Annotated in this window: 16 protein-coding genes and 3 pseudogenes; 15 read left to right on the top strand and 4 right to left on the bottom strand. The window is 63.7% G+C overall.

Annotated elements, in window-relative coordinates; translation table 11 throughout:
• The first annotated feature begins 155 nt into the window (after nucleotides 1-155).
• Together ACFY10_RS14390 and ACFY10_RS14395 are read left to right on the top strand one after the other, a co-directional pair.
• Nucleotides 156-1097 (top strand): SDR family NAD(P)-dependent oxidoreductase, encoded by a 942-nt coding sequence (locus ACFY10_RS14390; RefSeq protein WP_390665398.1) that lies wholly within the window; start codon nucleotides 156-158, stop codon nucleotides 1095-1097.
• A gap of 40 nt (nucleotides 1098-1137) precedes the next feature.
• Nucleotides 1138-1980 carry a phytanoyl-CoA dioxygenase family protein gene (locus ACFY10_RS14395; protein ID WP_390665399.1) on the top strand — a complete coding sequence of 281 codons (843 nt, stop codon included), beginning with the start codon at nucleotides 1138-1140 and terminating at the stop codon, nucleotides 1978-1980.
• Between the two features lie 58 nt (nucleotides 1981-2038).
• On the opposite strand, the gene ACFY10_RS14400 is transcribed toward ACFY10_RS14395, so the two are convergent.
• Complete coding sequence (locus ACFY10_RS14400; protein WP_390665400.1) at nucleotides 2039-2956, bottom strand: metallophosphoesterase family protein; 918 nt, start codon at nucleotides 2954-2956, stop codon at nucleotides 2039-2041.
• A 335-nt stretch (nucleotides 2957-3291) separates the two neighbouring features.
• On the opposite strand from ACFY10_RS14400, the gene ACFY10_RS14405 reads away from it, so the two are divergent.
• From ACFY10_RS14405 to ACFY10_RS14460, 12 genes and pseudogenes are all read left to right on the top strand, one after another.
• A complete protein-coding gene (locus tag ACFY10_RS14405; RefSeq protein WP_390665401.1) occupies nucleotides 3292-4839 on the top strand; it encodes a class I adenylate-forming enzyme family protein in 1548 nt (515 codons plus the stop codon).
• A complete protein-coding gene (locus ACFY10_RS14410) occupies nucleotides 4836-5054 on the top strand; it encodes a hypothetical protein (protein ID WP_390665402.1) in 219 nt (72 codons plus the stop codon). Before ACFY10_RS14405 ends, ACFY10_RS14410 begins: the two co-directional genes overlap by 4 nt.
• A complete protein-coding gene (locus ACFY10_RS14415; RefSeq protein WP_390665573.1) occupies nucleotides 5051-5530 on the top strand; it encodes a hypothetical protein in 480 nt (159 codons plus the stop codon). The genes ACFY10_RS14410 and ACFY10_RS14415 overlap by 4 nt, the downstream gene beginning before the upstream one ends.
• 588 nt (nucleotides 5531-6118) lie before the next feature.
• Nucleotides 6119-7072, top strand: a complete 954-nt coding sequence (locus ACFY10_RS14420) for an aminotransferase class IV (RefSeq protein WP_390665403.1) — start codon at nucleotides 6119-6121, stop codon at nucleotides 7070-7072.
• 162 nt (nucleotides 7073-7234) lie between these two features.
• Nucleotides 7235-7744, top strand: a complete 510-nt coding sequence (locus tag ACFY10_RS14425) for a hemerythrin domain-containing protein (protein WP_390665404.1) — start codon at nucleotides 7235-7237, stop codon at nucleotides 7742-7744.
• Between the two features lie 50 nt (nucleotides 7745-7794).
• The gene (locus ACFY10_RS14430) at nucleotides 7795-8016 is read left to right on the top strand and encodes a hypothetical protein (protein ID WP_390665405.1); all 222 of its coding nucleotides are present in this window, start codon (nucleotides 7795-7797) and stop codon (nucleotides 8014-8016) included.
• Complete coding sequence (locus ACFY10_RS14435; protein WP_390665406.1) at nucleotides 8013-8174, top strand: hypothetical protein; 162 nt, start codon at nucleotides 8013-8015, stop codon at nucleotides 8172-8174. The genes ACFY10_RS14430 and ACFY10_RS14435 overlap by 4 nt, the downstream gene beginning before the upstream one ends.
• Nucleotides 8175-8247: 73 nt before the next feature.
• Nucleotides 8248-8562, top strand: a pseudogene (locus ACFY10_RS14440) (Ku protein); the annotation flags it as partial.
• Nucleotides 8531-8791: pseudogene (locus ACFY10_RS14445) on the top strand (Ku protein); the annotation flags it as partial. The pseudogenes ACFY10_RS14440 and ACFY10_RS14445, both read left to right, overlap by 32 nt.
• A gap of 9 nt (nucleotides 8792-8800) precedes the next feature.
• Nucleotides 8801-9073, top strand: a complete 273-nt coding sequence (locus ACFY10_RS14450; RefSeq protein WP_390665586.1) for a hypothetical protein — start codon at nucleotides 8801-8803, stop codon at nucleotides 9071-9073.
• Nucleotides 9074-9233: 160 nt separating this feature from the next.
• Nucleotides 9234-9854, top strand: a complete 621-nt coding sequence (locus ACFY10_RS14455; protein ID WP_390665407.1) for a hypothetical protein — start codon at nucleotides 9234-9236, stop codon at nucleotides 9852-9854.
• Between the two features lie 116 nt (nucleotides 9855-9970).
• Nucleotides 9971-10558 carry an RES family NAD+ phosphorylase gene (locus ACFY10_RS14460; RefSeq protein WP_390665408.1) on the top strand — a complete coding sequence of 196 codons (588 nt, stop codon included), beginning with the start codon at nucleotides 9971-9973 and terminating at the stop codon, nucleotides 10556-10558.
• Nucleotides 10559-10735: 177 nt separating this feature from the next.
• On the opposite strand, the gene ACFY10_RS14465 is transcribed toward ACFY10_RS14460, so the two are convergent.
• Nucleotides 10736-11599: a class I SAM-dependent methyltransferase gene (locus ACFY10_RS14465; protein ID WP_390665409.1), complete on the bottom strand. Its 864-nt coding sequence runs from the start codon at nucleotides 11597-11599 to the stop codon at nucleotides 10736-10738.
• A 611-nt stretch (nucleotides 11600-12210) separates the two neighbouring features.
• Here ACFY10_RS14465 and ACFY10_RS14470 point away from each other — a divergent pair.
• Nucleotides 12211-12476 (top strand): annotated as a pseudogene (locus ACFY10_RS14470) (transposase family protein); the annotation flags it as partial.
• Between the two features lie 14 nt (nucleotides 12477-12490).
• Here ACFY10_RS14470 and galE read toward each other — a convergent pair.
• Together galE and ACFY10_RS14480 are read right to left on the bottom strand one after the other, a co-directional pair.
• Nucleotides 12491-13486: a UDP-glucose 4-epimerase GalE gene (gene galE, locus ACFY10_RS14475; RefSeq protein WP_390665410.1), complete on the bottom strand. Its 996-nt coding sequence runs from the start codon at nucleotides 13484-13486 to the stop codon at nucleotides 12491-12493.
• A gap of 50 nt (nucleotides 13487-13536) precedes the next feature.
• Nucleotides 13537-14514 (bottom strand): NAD-dependent epimerase/dehydratase family protein, encoded by a 978-nt coding sequence (locus ACFY10_RS14480; RefSeq protein WP_390665411.1) that lies wholly within the window; start codon nucleotides 14512-14514, stop codon nucleotides 13537-13539.
• Nucleotides 14515-14526 lie beyond the last annotated feature (12 nt).

A 14526-nucleotide genomic window follows, 5' to 3' on the forward strand; every position in this document is an offset into this window, starting at 1 on the left:
GGGACTGACCGGTTGACGGGTTTTGATGCGCCCAGGAGGATGTCAGGGCGGCGGCCGATTTCCGCTAATTCACTGAACGCACTTCTGCACTTCTTTTCCAACCGACCACAATGGCACGCTAACTACTGAGGGTAGTTGGAGAAAGGACGCAGCATATGAAGGCATCGGCTCTGTCTGTTCCGCTCAGCCTGGCGGATCGAGTCATTCTGGTGACGGGAGGCGCCGGCGACATCGGTTCGTCGATCGCGGCCCGGGCGGCATCGATGGGTGCAACCGTGATCATCGCCGACAACGGTGCGGGCGTGACGGGAGGCGACCAGGACTCCGAGCACGTTATGGCGGTGGCGAAGCAACTCGCCGATGCGCACGGCGACGTCTCGGGCTATTACTGCGATGTCACCGACCCCGACCAAGTGGCGTCGATGTTCACGGATCTGTTCGATCAGCATGGGAACGTGGACACGGTGGTTGCGGCGGCCGGCACCCTGCGTGTCATGCCGATCTGGGAGTCCACGCTCGACGACTGGCGGTCGGTCGTTGACTCACACGCCACCCACACGTATCTGGTCGCCGCCGAGGCCTCCCGCCGGTGGCGCGCCAACTGTGAGCAGCGAAACGGGCAGTCGTGCTCGCTGATCACCTTCACTGCCGCCACCGGTCTGGTCGGCCGTCCCGACCTGGGCGTGACCCACGCGGCGGCCAAGGGGGCGATCGCCGCAATGACCCTCGAGCTGGCCCACGAGATGTACCCGTTCAACGTCACGGTGAACGCCGTCACGGCGGCGAACGTCCGCGGCCGCATGGCGGACCACGTTGGGGCGCGCGTCTCCCAGGAAGGTGACACCTTCGACAGCAGCTCGCCCGAGCACTCGGCAATCCTGTCGGCGTATCTTGCGACCGAGGACGCCTCGTGGATCACCGGTCAGGTCTTCCGGGTGATGGGCGGCATGATCGGTCGCTACAGCCCGTGGGACGTCAAGGAGTCCATAGACAAGCAGGACTTCTGGAGCATCGAGGAGGTCCGCCTCGGCCTCCGGCGGCTGCACGGAGCGTATCCGGAGTACAAGGCTCTCCAGGGGCCGCACCGTGAATTCTGATGGCGGGTCGCTGTCGGTTTCGCATAGCGGAGGAACACTGATGGCCGTTGACCAGGAACAGATCCACGACGTCCCCGGTATCCGGACCGTGACAACGACGGAGATCGAAAGCTTCTGGGAGAACGGTTGGGTGCACCTGCCCCAACTGATAGACCCCGATTTGGTGCGTGCGCTTCTGGACAGGGCGCAGGCGCTGATGGGTCCTGAGGGGGACCAGAACGAGCCCCGAATTGGATTCGATTTCGAGACTACGCCAGCCTCCCAGTCGTTCCGGCGTCCCTCGGACATCGATCCGCTCTTCAGGCAGATTTCCCACTCTGCGCAGATAGGACGCAACGCGGCGCTCTTGTTGGGCCGAGATTCCGCGCACAGCTTCTTCGACGACATTCTGCTGGTCAAGGTGCCGTTGAGTCGCAGGCAGGACCTGGGGCAGGCGCTGGGATGGCATCAGGACAAGAATCCCACGGACCGTTCGTGGATCTACTTCTGGATCCCCCTTAACCACGTCGGCCCGGAGCAAGGCGGTGTTCGCTATATGTCCGGGTCGCAGAAGCTCGGTCCGCTGTGGCGAGGCGGAGAGTGCGTATCGCTGGAGGAGGCGCATCGCAGGGCGCCCCGGCTTAAGTCCTGCTCGATGTCCGAGCCGATGAGCTTCAAGCCCGGAGACGTCATGGCGCACTGCAGCTGGGTGGTGCACGGCACTGACGCGAATGTGGGGAAGGAGTCGCGATGGGTCTACCGTCCGACGTACTTCCCCTCGGACGCGGTGTACATGGGGATTCCGTCGGAGACGATCGCTGAGCGCGGCATCCGCCCGTTCGAGGTCCTCGAGCACACTGACTTCCCGGCCGTGCACCGGCCTGCCCCGACCGAGGTCGGCTGACACCCGCCGGCACCGAGCGCTGGGCCCAGTGGCCTTCCTGCCACTGGGCCCAGCGCTCTCACACGGCCGCTTCGAAGTCTCGAATGGCCGCCCTTATCTCCTCACGCACCCGACGGGATTCCGGGAATGCTCCCACCTCTACCTCCTCAAGACCGGGAGTGGTCTGGAAGGTCGCGGCCACGTTCTCGTGCTCGAACTCGTACAGGACGACACCAAGTTGTTCCAGACCCGCTGGAAGCTTCGCCGCCTCCTCCCGGTGCACGAGAAACGCTGTCGAAGGCCCCCACAGCTCGAAGGCCGTGTCGTGCCAGACCTTTCGGTACCGATGGACGTCACCGTTACCAGTGCCCAGCAGTCGCGCCTGGCCGAAGATGTCGAGAAGACGTTCACGGTCCCTTTCCGCGAGGCAGCCCGGGCGTCCATCGCTCCCCATGGCCCCGGTCCAGAACGAGGTGTGCTGGAAGAACATGACGCTCTTGGTTCCAACCGTCTCGGCCAGGTCCTCAAGGCGACGCCATTGCTCGTGCTCCTCGGGCAGTCCGTTCCCGAGCAGCTGACTGTCAAGGCCGATCAAGCCAACGCCGCCGAACCATTCGAGCCACGGTGTCTCGCCGAAGTACTTCCGGAAGCGTGCCAAACGCTCGCTGGTCGTGCCCCACCAAGTGTCGTCATAGGCCTCTCCGACGTCATGGTTGCCGGGAAGGTAGCGGACAGGTGCCGAGAGCTGACCGAGAAGTTCGACCGCCGCCCGGTAGTCGGCATCCGCGTCCGGATTGGACAGGATGACATCACCGGTATGCACGATGAGGTCCGGTCGGAGGACTTCGTTGACGTAGTTTGCCAATTTAGTGAAGTTTCGGCGCAACGGACCGTCCCACCGCGAGAGATGAGTGTCCGAAATCTGAACCAGACGCAACGGGGCGCCAGGCGTGTGGGCGGATGCTGTCACAGTTCCCCTATCTCCGACAGAAAGCATCTACTTCAGCGAGCTCCTTCAGCGTTGCCCGGGGAGTTACGCCAGGACTTCGGAGGGGCTACGCCGTGGAGTTGATACGTCGAACGCCTCCTTCAACGGCACGGGAGATTTATCCATTGCATAACTGCGTCTTGACCCGACCGATAGCCACGCGCTCAGCACACACATCGCTTCCGGCGAACTGAACACTGCTTGGCCCGCGCCGGTTCAATAGCTCGGCTACTCTATGGGGATGACCACTCGGATCAGCTTCAGCGGGCGGTTGTACAAAATCATAGTAGATCCAGTCCGGCAACTTCTGTCCTCTTCCCCAACGTGCCAAAGAATTGGATGTCATGGTGAGGATTCGTCAATCCAACTTTGTGCCGGAAGATGCGAGGAACGAGCCGTACGGCGGCCTGAATCTCGTTGATCAGCTTCTCGTCCGTGCTGTGGCTGCTGATCCAGATGCCCCTGCTGTACGCGACGGGTGGGGGCGCTGGACATACGCAGAACTCTCAAGCGCCTCCCGCGCGACGGCGGTGTGGCTGCTCGCGAAAGGGGTCACTGTCGGTGACCGCGTTGTCGTCAGGGCAACACCTCAACGAGCCTTCCTCGCTCTTCTGTACGGGTGCCTGGAGATCGGGGCAATATTCGTTCCGGTGGGCACGACCGTACGGCGCTACCAGCTGTCACACATTCTCGCTGACGCCGAGCCCACTCTGTTTATCAGTGACGACGCGGAGCAACTGAGCTGGGTGTCGGAGACTGTGCCCGCCAGCTCTCTGGCTGAGGCGCGGTCAGCCGCCGAGTTGGCGGATCCTCGCCCACACGGCTTCTTCGCACCGGAACGTTCTCCCGATGACCTGGCCCTGCTCCTCTACACGTCGGGCAGTACGGCTCAGCCCAAGGCGGTGGCCTGCCCGCACGCCGCAGTGACCTTCGCCGTCTCCGCGGTTGCCGACCGCGTAGGTTACAGCAAGGACGACGTGGTCTTTTGTCGGCTGCCTCTCTCCTTCGACTACGGCCTCTACCAGCTGTTCCTCAGCGCTCGGGTGGGCTGCGAAGCGGTGCTCGCGGATGCCTCTGGCGATATGCGTCTCCTCGCCGCGGTACGGATGGCGGGCGCGACCGTCGTACCCATCGTGCCGTCGCTCGGCGCCATGTTGCTCGCCCTCAGAAGGAGAGATCCCGCTCCTACCAGAGTCCGGCTGTTCACGAACACGGGCGAGCACCTCTCACAGGACACCGTCGAACAGCTACGTAATCAGTTTCCCGGTGCCGCAGTGCAGTTGATGTTCGGCACCACGGAGTGCAAACGCATAACGATCATGGAGCCCGACGGTGATCTGGTCCATCCAGACTCAGTGGGACGCGCCATCGGAGGCACGTCGGTAAGCATCGTGGACGAGGACGGACGAGCACTGCCTCCCGGGCATACCGGGGAGATCACAGTACGAGGCCCCCATCTGATGGCCGGCTACTGGCGTTCCCCCGAACTGTCCCGGCATGCCTTCAGGGTTGATCCGGTGAGCGGTGAACGAGTGTTGTACACGGGCGACTTCGGTCACCTTGACGCAGATGGCTATCTGTACTTCAGCGGACGCCGTGACCACATCTTCAAGCGCCGAGGCATCCGGACCTCAGTGGTGGAAATCGAATCAGCGGCACGATCACTCACCGGTGTACGCGAAGCGGCAGTGCTGCCGCCGTCCGCTCGCCGTGACGCGGTGCTGTACCTCGTCGGAGAGATCACACCCGAGGCAGCGCTGACCGGGCTCGGGAAACTCCTCGAACAGGGCAAGGTGCCCACCATCTGCCGAGTCATCAAGGCTCTTCCCCTCACCGCGAACGGCAAAGTAGCGAGAACGGTGCTGGACGAGTGGGAGAACGAGCGCTCGTGAACACCTCGAACCGCACCGACCTCGTCGACGCCTACGGCAGTCCTCTGCACTTGTACGAACTCAGCGAGGTTGACGCCGCAGCGAAGGGGTTGCGTCAGGCCCTTCCGGAGCCGTCGACGCTGTACTACTCCTTGAAGGCAAATCCGCACCCTCTGGTAGCCAAATCACTGCGGTTGGCGGTTGCCATGCCGAGATCAGCTCTCAGGGTGAACTGACAGCGGTACTCGAAGCCGGTTTCACAGGTGCCGCGTTGATGTACACCGGCCCTGTCAAGACCCGAGCGGAAGTCGAGGATGCCCTCCGGGCAGGCGTGACCCGCTTCTCCGTCGAGTCCGTGCATGACTACCGACGAGTGGCCGCCGGCGCAGCGATGCTCGGACGCACTGCGGAATGTCTGCTCCGACTCAACGCACATGAATCCCATGGAACGAGCGGCCTACGGATGACAGGAACCGCTTCGCAGTTCGGCACGGATTCAGCGGCGGTGACAGCCGACCCAGAGCTCTTCGCACCGCTGCCCGGCGCACACATCATAGGGATGCACTTCTTCGCCTTGAGCAATGCGCGGGATGAGGAGGGCCTGTTCGCCTCATTGGTTGCCAGTATCACTGAGGCCGCCAGAGTCCACCGCGAGACCGCCTCGACAAAGGCCAGGTCACCTGCTGGAACTCCTGGCACCGCTGGAGCGTGATCGCCCTGGTCGCCTACGCTTATCTGGCCGTCACAGCCGCTCTCGAACGTGCCGCCCAGACCACCCGCGACGAACCCGCCGAGGCCGACCTCGTCCCCCTCAGCAGCCTCGAACTCCTCCGCCTGCTACGGGCCTTGATCCTTCCGCCACCCCGACGAGACCGCGACCACGTGCTGTGGTGGTCCACCTGGCGCCGCCACCACCAACATCCCGCCCGCCTTTGCCACCACCGATGGCACAAGTACGCCGACACCACACCATGCAAGGGGAAGCTTCAGTGTGGTCGCGGCGACGCCAGTTGGGTGGAGCGACCTCAACGATGCCGAGGAGAACAGCGCACCGCCCAGGCCGCGTGCAGGAAACCGCGGTCGTTGTCCCACGCACTGCCGCGGCGGGCGGCACTGCCCGCGAACGCGTCGGACAGCTCGGTCAGGGTCGGCCGCGGTCAGCTCAGCCATGCGCCGGCCGCTCTGGAGTCGACATCGACGAGGGAAGCGTGAACGCTGGACCGCGACTCTACGTAAGGATAACTTATGGGTGCCAAAAATGGGTTTTGACTCTCATGTATGCATTCGGAGGGCTGAAGCTTTGACCAAGTCTATTCGACAGGCCTATAACGGCGACTTCGTACCGGAATCGGCCGCGTTGATCTCAATGTTCGACGCCGGGTATATCGCTACGGAGGTTGCCATTGACCGGATACGTACATTTGCGGTCAAACCATTTGCACCCCAGCAACACCTGCGTCGCCTGCGCGTCGGAGCTACTCAGCTTGGAATCCGCATCGAGCAATCGGACGAGGAAATCCTCGACATTATAGAACATCTCCTCGAATGGAATCAGCGGACAGAATCGTCAACTACCGAATGGCACATCGTAATTGCCGCCAGCAATGGCATTGACCCACGGTTTCGAGGCTTCAATAGCAGCTCCCCACCCACCTTCCTCGTAGGTTGCGCACCCTTTCGTGGAGAGCTAGCCAGCATGTTTGAGGCCTATGCCCGGGGGGTTAATACCTGGATACCTAATCAACGCTCAATTCCGGCGAGTCTCATCCCGACCACCATCCGTACTCGCGGACGCCTAGATCTAAAATTGGCTCGCGCCGAAGTCATGCGAATCGACAAGGACCTGAAGCCAATACTCCTCGATCCGGATGGATTCGTTACCGAAGGAGACGGATACAACGTCTTTCGTGTCACCGAGAATCGCCTAGAGACACCACCATCAGCCATGGTCGTTCCGGGAGTCATTCGGGAAACGATCATCGCATTAGCGCGCGAAGCCTCAATCGATGTCTGTGAGCGCCAAGTCACAGCCGAGATGTTGCTGTCGTCCGATGAGATATTCCTGACTGGGACGCTCATGGGTCTGATCCATGTACGTTCCATAAATGGCCAAATGGTGAAAAACGGCGCTATGGGACCCCTCACGCAGACGATTTTAAGGAGATTCGAAACCTTCGTGGGAGTCAATTTGCAACAGCAGGCACTAAAGGCCGTGAGGCAACTAACGCAGATGGGTGCGGTTCCTCTGGAGTGAAGCGCTGAGCTGGCAGAACGTCGGAGCACGGAGCTGGTTTTAGGCGCGGGCGGGCACTGTGCTTGCCGTTTCGCCGCGTTGCGTGATCAGATTGCGGCAGCATCGCGTGCCGGTGGCGGACTGCGTCAGGCATGGAGGTGCGGCACCGAGGGACCGCCATCCGTGGCTTCCCGCGACGGCGACCGTGTAGTCGCCTTGAGCCTGCAGCTCTCACAAGCACATCAAGAACTGCGTCGCCAGATCAACGAGATCAGGACAAGTCTCGGACACCGCCGGTTGAGCGACGATGCGCTTGTCACCCATTGCCTGGCCTTTTGTGCCGCCTTGACGTCGCACCATCAAGGCGAGGACAACGGGATGTTCTCCCACTTGCTGCGCGAACGCCCGGATCTCGCAGCGACGGTCGCGAATCTTGTTGAGGATCATGGAATGATCTCGTCGATCCTGTCCCGGGTGCGTGAACTCGCCGAGAGAGCTGCCGAATCGCGTGGCTCGGTTCTGGAGACGATCGGGCGTGAGCTTGACGGCCTGGCGGCGATCATGGAATCCCGCTTCAGCTATGAAGAGCGGACGATCAGCGAGGCGCTCGATGGCGGAGTACCTGATATTGACTGGCCCGGCATGGTCTTCCGGTTCGGCATGGCACGAGGGAGGTCTGTGATCAGGCCATGAGCTCGTATTGGTCCTGGTCAGGGGTGGGGTAGAGGCGCTGGTGCTCGCGGGTGACTGCCAAGGCAGGGCCGCAGCCGAAGGTGGTGCTGGAGGCCACGCTCGGCTGGTACTGGGCCGCCGACGCGCTGGCCGAGGCCGGGGCCGAGGTGCACCTGGCCCATCCGCTGGGGGTGAAGGCGTTCAGCTACCGGCGGGTGAAGGACGACGAGAAGGACGCCGGGTCGTCACCGTCGTGCTCCGCGCTCCGGCACAGCACCCCGACACGGCGATGAGCGTGCATCTAACCACGCCGGTCGACGCCTCCCTCGTCGCCGTCAACCTCCTCCAGCTCGGCGCAATCCGCTTCGAAACCGACACGCTGCACGGCAACATCGGCCCCGACCAGCAAGAACTCGTCGACAACGCCCTCCGCGCCGTCCTCGGCCTGTAGACGTCGCGCACGGCGGTCGAAGTGCGCTGGTCGGACGTCCTATGGAGGTATGGCCGTCTCCACGATCGTGCGGATGTCGATCACGTTCGGTCTCGTGAGCATCCCGGTCACGGTTCATGCCGCCACGGAACAGCGCTCCACCGGTCTCAAACAGGTCCATGCGAAGGACGGGTCGAGAATACGACAGCGCCGATACTGCGAAGCCGAGGGCGTAGAGGTGCCGTATGTCGAGGTCGTCCGAGGTTTCGAGGCCCCCGACGGATGCGTGGTAGTCCTGACCGACGAGGACCTGTCCGATCTGCCGCTGCCTACGGCTCGAGCGATCGAGATACTGGGCTTCGTCCCGGGCGAGACGGTTGACCCTGTTCCTCCGGACCGCGCCTACTACCTCGGCGCTTCGGGTCTCGGGTCTCGGGTCTCGACCCTATGTGCTGCTTCGCGAGGCGCCTGCCGAGAGCGGCCTGGTCGGAATCGCACGGCTGGTGCTGCGCACCCGGGAGTCACTGGCAGTGCTTCGAGTCCGTGACGATGTGCTGTGTCTTCAGGGACTGCTTTGGCCCGACGAAGTGCGCCCGACGACCGGCCTCGCGCCCGACGCGCCCGCCCCGCGCCCTCAGGAGCTGCGGATGGCGCGCACGCTCATGGACCAGCTCACCAAGGACCTCCGGTGGGAGGAGCAGCACGACGAGTACCGGCAGGCGCTGGAACGGGTCGTCACGGCCAAGCTGGAGGGCATTGAACCACCCCATGCTCCGGCCACCCAGCTACTGCCCGGGCGCGTCGTGGATCTGATGGCCATGCTCGAGGCCAGCGTGGAAGCCGCCCGTGAAGGCCACAGAACCTCGCCGTCCGGAGCCGTGAAGAAGGACACGGCGAAGTCCCGACGCCGGAGTAGTTGATCAGGCCGCGCAGTCGGCGGCTCGTCGGACGACGGCGCAGTCCGCGTGCTTAGCGGAGGGGGTAGCAGGCGGGCCGAGGCCGAGAGAGGACCGCAGGTCTGCACGATCGGCCCCGCTGCCGGAGACTGGAACTCGGGGGTGATGAGGACGAGGCGAGCCGATGACCTCTGACAAGGCCCCGAAGCCGGGTTTGGGCAAGACCCGGAAGACCGTCAAGATCGCTGAGAAACCGACGAAGGGCAAGGCGGCGAAGCAATATCGCCTGCCCGCGAAGCCCGCCGCCGCCGAGACGCGGAAGTCCCAGCAGAAGAGAGCCGGCTCAGGTCAGAGCGTCAGCGCTGGCAGACGGGCGTCGCCCCAAGGGGGAGAGGCGAAAGCGGGCTCGCCCGGGAATGTACGACAGCTGCGCCCTCGCAAGCCGGTTCATGACGGGTGGGGCCCGTTCTACAACCTTGTTGGAGCTGCGGAGCTGCTGGGAGTCTCACCCGCCGAAGCAGAAAAGCAGGGTGAGGTACGCGAACTGCTGATGGTGAGGACGGACGGCGGAGGGTTCCTCTTTCCGGTCTGGCAGTTCACCGGGCGGCATCTGCACAGCCGTGTGGCCAAGGCATTGGCCGTCTTCCGCGACCTTCAGGGGAGTCCGTGGCTGGTCGTGCAGTGGGCCACGGCGCCCAACCCGCAACTGGGCGGCGCCACGCCCGTCGAGTGGCTGCGCGGCAATCACTCGCTCGAACCGGTACTCGAAGACGCCCGCACGTACGCGGCGAGGTGGTCGCGGTGAGCCAGGCGGCACACGAACTTCCCCCGAGACAGCTTTTTCTCCCCGCGCCCCCGCCCGACGCAGGCCTACGGCAGTTCCCCGTAAGGACCGTGGCAGCAGGCCGCCGGATCTACCGTGTGCACGAATCACGGTGGCGCTGCTGGCACTTCTCCTGCCTCAACCACAGCCGAAGGAACGGATCACGCTTCGACACCACCGAGCCGGCGCGAGGCACGTGCTACACCGCTACCGACCCCCTGACCGCATTGGCGGAGTACCTCGGCTATGCCATTCTGCGGGGTCCGAACATCGTCAGCACCGCACTGGAGGACTTGTCCGTCTCCCGCATCACGACCACGCGCTCCTACCGAGTCGCCGATCTGACCCGTCGCAGATGCCCGGTCATCGGCGCCTTGGGAAGAGAGCTGCCCGTCCTTACCCTGTACGTGACCCCGCAGGCGTGGGCGCGGCTATGGGAACAGGCGGGCTTCGAGGGAGTCCTGTACTACCCGCGGCACGACGCCAAGCCCACGGCACGGTCCATCGCCCTGTTCGGTCCCGTGGACGATCCCGGAGAAATGGAGTGGCCCGACCCTCCTAACACCCCGGCCGGGGAGTACCTTTACCCCTTCGCGCGCGCCTACGGCCTCAAGCCCATAGAGCCACGCCAGGACGACGTCGAGCACTTTCCCGTCGTGGACCCGCCCAGCACCAAAGGCCGATAGCCCCGGCAACCCACCGCCGCCCACGATCACGACCGTGTGGCTCGGGCCCAGTGCTCGATCGGCCGCCAGCGCTCACGGAAGCGCGGATCCTGTACTGGGAAACGGCTCAGAGAAGCACCAGCGGCAGCGGTCACACCCGAGGAAGTGCTCGGACCCACGGGGCGATCGTCGCTGGAATCACTCCTCGACCTGCGGTTTGCGCCAGATCATCATGCCCGTTGCCGGCAGGCACTCGGCGAAGAGATTGTCGGATGACGTCTTCTCCAACAGCGCCCGCAGATCCCGATCGAAGTTCGGCAGTTCATCCCCGAACAAGTGCGGCGCGGAGGAAGACAGGGAATACACCCAGGCCACGATGTCGTCAGCGGAGCGCTCGATCACCTGGCCGGCCGGAACGGTATGCCGTTCGAAGCGCTCGAACCCTGCTCGCGCGAGGACGACGGACTCGCGGCCCGGAGTGCCGTTGGCGATCACTCCCTGGCCCGCGCGGCGCACCGAGCCGAGATACCGTCGAATGAGCTCGCCGATCTCCGGGTAGGGGGGAACCGGGTACGGGGATGACTGGGGAAGCTGCCTCGGCAGCGACTCACCGGACTCATCCTTGGCCTCGCTCATGATGACGAACGCGCCTCCGGGCTCCAACATGTCCAGCACGGTCGACGCGACCTGGTCTCGGGCCATCCAATGGAACGACTGGGCGAACATCGCGACTCGGAACGTGCCCAGACCAGCAGGCAGGTCTTCGGCACGCGCGGCTACCCAGCGCGTGTTCGCCACCCCGCGACGGATGGCCTGCCGCTCGGCTTCGACCAGCATGTCCTGGTCCGGGTCGAGACCGACCACCTCGGAGAAGAGCGGCGCCAGGGCGAGCCCGACGATGCCCGGACCGCAACCGATGTCGAGGAGCCTGCCGTGCCCGTCAAGGCCCAGGACCACTTTCAGTTTCTCGACGAATCCGGGAGCATATGGAAGCCGTCCGCGCTCGTAATATGCGGACGCTCCCTTGAATAGTGACCCATCCCACTGCCATCCGTCGACCATGACGAGTTTACCCCTTGCTGCGATGCAATTGTCAGACACAAGGCCATTTCCAGTGACCTGCTAAGAATAGCAGTTTTATCGTGCAGGCCAGAACCCTGCAGCCGAGCACCGGAATCGGGGCGAATGACTCATCGGACGCCGACATCGACTGTCAATACCCAGACATCCAGGCCAGCAAGGGGCCCTTCACCATCGTCATCCCGTGGAGTGAGAATTGCGCTTCCTTTTCGAGCCAAGGTTAGCGCACCCGGAGGGGTAGGCCCTCGTCCGAAAAGTCGCGGTCACGCCATTCGCGCCATGCCTGCTCGCGGGCCTGCGCGTCATCCGAGAACAGGACGGAGGACCGAACAGCGGGCCCATCCGGTGGGATGACGTCCAGTGCCGACGCCCTCAGCTCCACACGGCGCCCGTCGAGGTAAGCGACACGAATGCCCTTTCGAATACAGAAGTTCAACGCCTCGTGTGCGCTGTTGACGATCGGCTCGCCCTTGTCATTGAGCTTCTTCGAACTGGTCCCTGATCAGGTGACAGGCCGCGAAGCGCAACGAGCGAGGCCCCCGAGCTGTTGATCGAGATGTCTGACGTCTCAACAACGCTGCTCGGGGGCCTCGTTGGTCATCTATCCTGCCGCCACTGGACCTGCCGCATGCGCTCGTGGAGTGGGTGACCATGCTTGTCGTCACCCGTGAGCATGACCGGCGCTGCAAGCTCCGTCCGTCCCAGCGCGCGATGGTGGCACTGGCTGTACCTGCGCGAGCACATCACCCTGGCGAAGATCGCTTCCGGGTTCGGGATCAGCGAGTCCACCGCCCACGCCTACACCAGCCAGGTCATCGACCTGCTCGCCGAACGTGCGCCTGGACTGCTAAAGGTCCTCCCGCTCGACGATTCTCACCCAGCGGGAAATCCGAGCGTCGTGGGATTCTCCTGATGCCATCGCCATGCGGTCTCGGCGATTTTCAGCAGGTTGTGTCTGGCCTCCCAGCCGAAGACTTTCCTCATTCGCGTCGTGTCGGCCCACAGGCCGGCGGGATCGCCCGGTCTCTTTGGCCCGACGGCAACCGGCGGACGGCGACCGGAAACGCTCCGCACGGCGTGTACGACTTCCCGCACACTGACACCGGTCCCGCATCCGATGTTGTAACTTCCCGACGTGTCGGCCGTGTCCAGCCCTTCCAGCACGCGCAGATGCGCGTCGGCCAGGTCCTCGACGTGGATGTAGTCGCGGACAGCCGTGCCGTCCGGAGTCGGAAAGTCGTTCCCCATGATCCGGATCCCGTCGACCAGTCCCAGACTCGCACGGATCACCATGGGAAAGATCTCACGTACGCTCGGTGCCACGAAGGCACCGTGCGACCCGTCGACGGCGGCACCCGCGGCATTGAAATAGCGCAGGTTGGCGAAGCGCATGTCCGTCAGCCGGCCGTACCACTGGACCAGGCGCTCCCCGATGGCCTTTGACTCGCCGTAAGGGCTCTGAGGAGCCACCGCGGACTCCTCCGTCACGGGCGCGCTGTCGGGCGTGCCGTAAACCGAACAAGACGAGGACAATATGAAGCGACCGACGCCATGGCGCCGCGAGCATTCCAGAATCGTGGTCAGCCCGCGCACGTTGACGTCCAGGTACCTGCCGATTTCGGTCATCGACTCCTCGGACGACTTCAGCCCGGCGAAGTGCATGACGGCGTGGGGGCGGAAGCCGGAGAAGGCTCTGTCCATCGCCGCCTCGTCGCGTATGTCGGCGACCACCATCGGAACACGACCCACCGCCTCCCGACGCCCCGTGCTCAGATCGTCGATGACCAGGACCTCGTGTCCGGCGGACGACAGACTACGGACGGCGAAGGAACCCACGTAGCCGGCACCGCCGCTGACCAGGACTCTCACGGTCACACCCTGCCTTCACAGTGGTCGGGACGCTCTCCCACGGGCTGCGCCTACACACCTGCGGACGCCTCGTGCAGCCCACGGCCCGCCGTGACCGCGCGTACCCAGGCGATCATGCGGGAGAGGCCGTCGATGAACTCGATTTCTGGAGTCCAGTCGAGTTCTTTGTACGCCAACGAGATGTCCGGGCGCCGGATGTGCGGGTCGTCCGTCGGGAGCGGGACGAAGTTGATTTCCGAATCCGATCCGGTCAGATTCAGGATGTGCTGTGCAGCTTGCAGGATCGACATCTCGTTCGGGTTTCCCAGATTGATGGGACCTCGCACGGAAGAACGCGTCGCGCGCACGATTCCTTCCACCAGGTCGTCAATGTAGCAGAAGGACCGCGTCTGACTACCGTTGCCTGCCACGGTGAGCGGGGCCCCGGAAAGCGCCTGACTTATCAGGTTGGGGATCACTCGACCATCGTCGATGCGCATCAGCGGACCGAAGGTGTTGAAGATCCGAAGGATGCCGACGTTCACTCCCAATGCTTCTCCGTAAACGGAGGCCGCAGCCTCCGAGAACCTCTTCGATTCGTCGTAACAGGCTCTGGGGCCGATCGGGTTGACGTTCCCCCAGTATGATTCCGGCTGCGGGTTCACCAACGGGTCGCCGTAGACCTCCGAAGTGGAAGCCATCAGGAAGCGGGCGTGTTTCTCCTGCGCAAGGTTCAGGGCATGGAAGGTTCCGATGGAGCCCGACTTCAGCGTCTCCACCGGAAAGGTCAGGTAACTGACGGGAGATGCCAGCGAAGCGAAGTGCAGAACAGCGTCGACGGGCCCGGCGACATCGAGCCCGTCCGCTATGTCCGCCTCGACGAGTTCAAAGCCCCGCCTGTCTGCCAGCGGTGCGAGATTCTCTCGGTTACCGGTGACGAAGTTGTCCACGCATACCACTCGGCAGCCCTCGTCCAGAAACCGTCGGCAGAGGTGCGAGCCGATGAATCCACCACCGCCGAGAACAACTATTACCTTCTTTTCCGGCATCTCACCCTCCAG

Origin of the sequence: Streptomyces sp. NPDC001401, from assembly GCF_042895385.1 — a bacterium.
Lineage (GTDB): Bacteria > Actinomycetota > Actinomycetes > Streptomycetales > Streptomycetaceae > Streptomyces.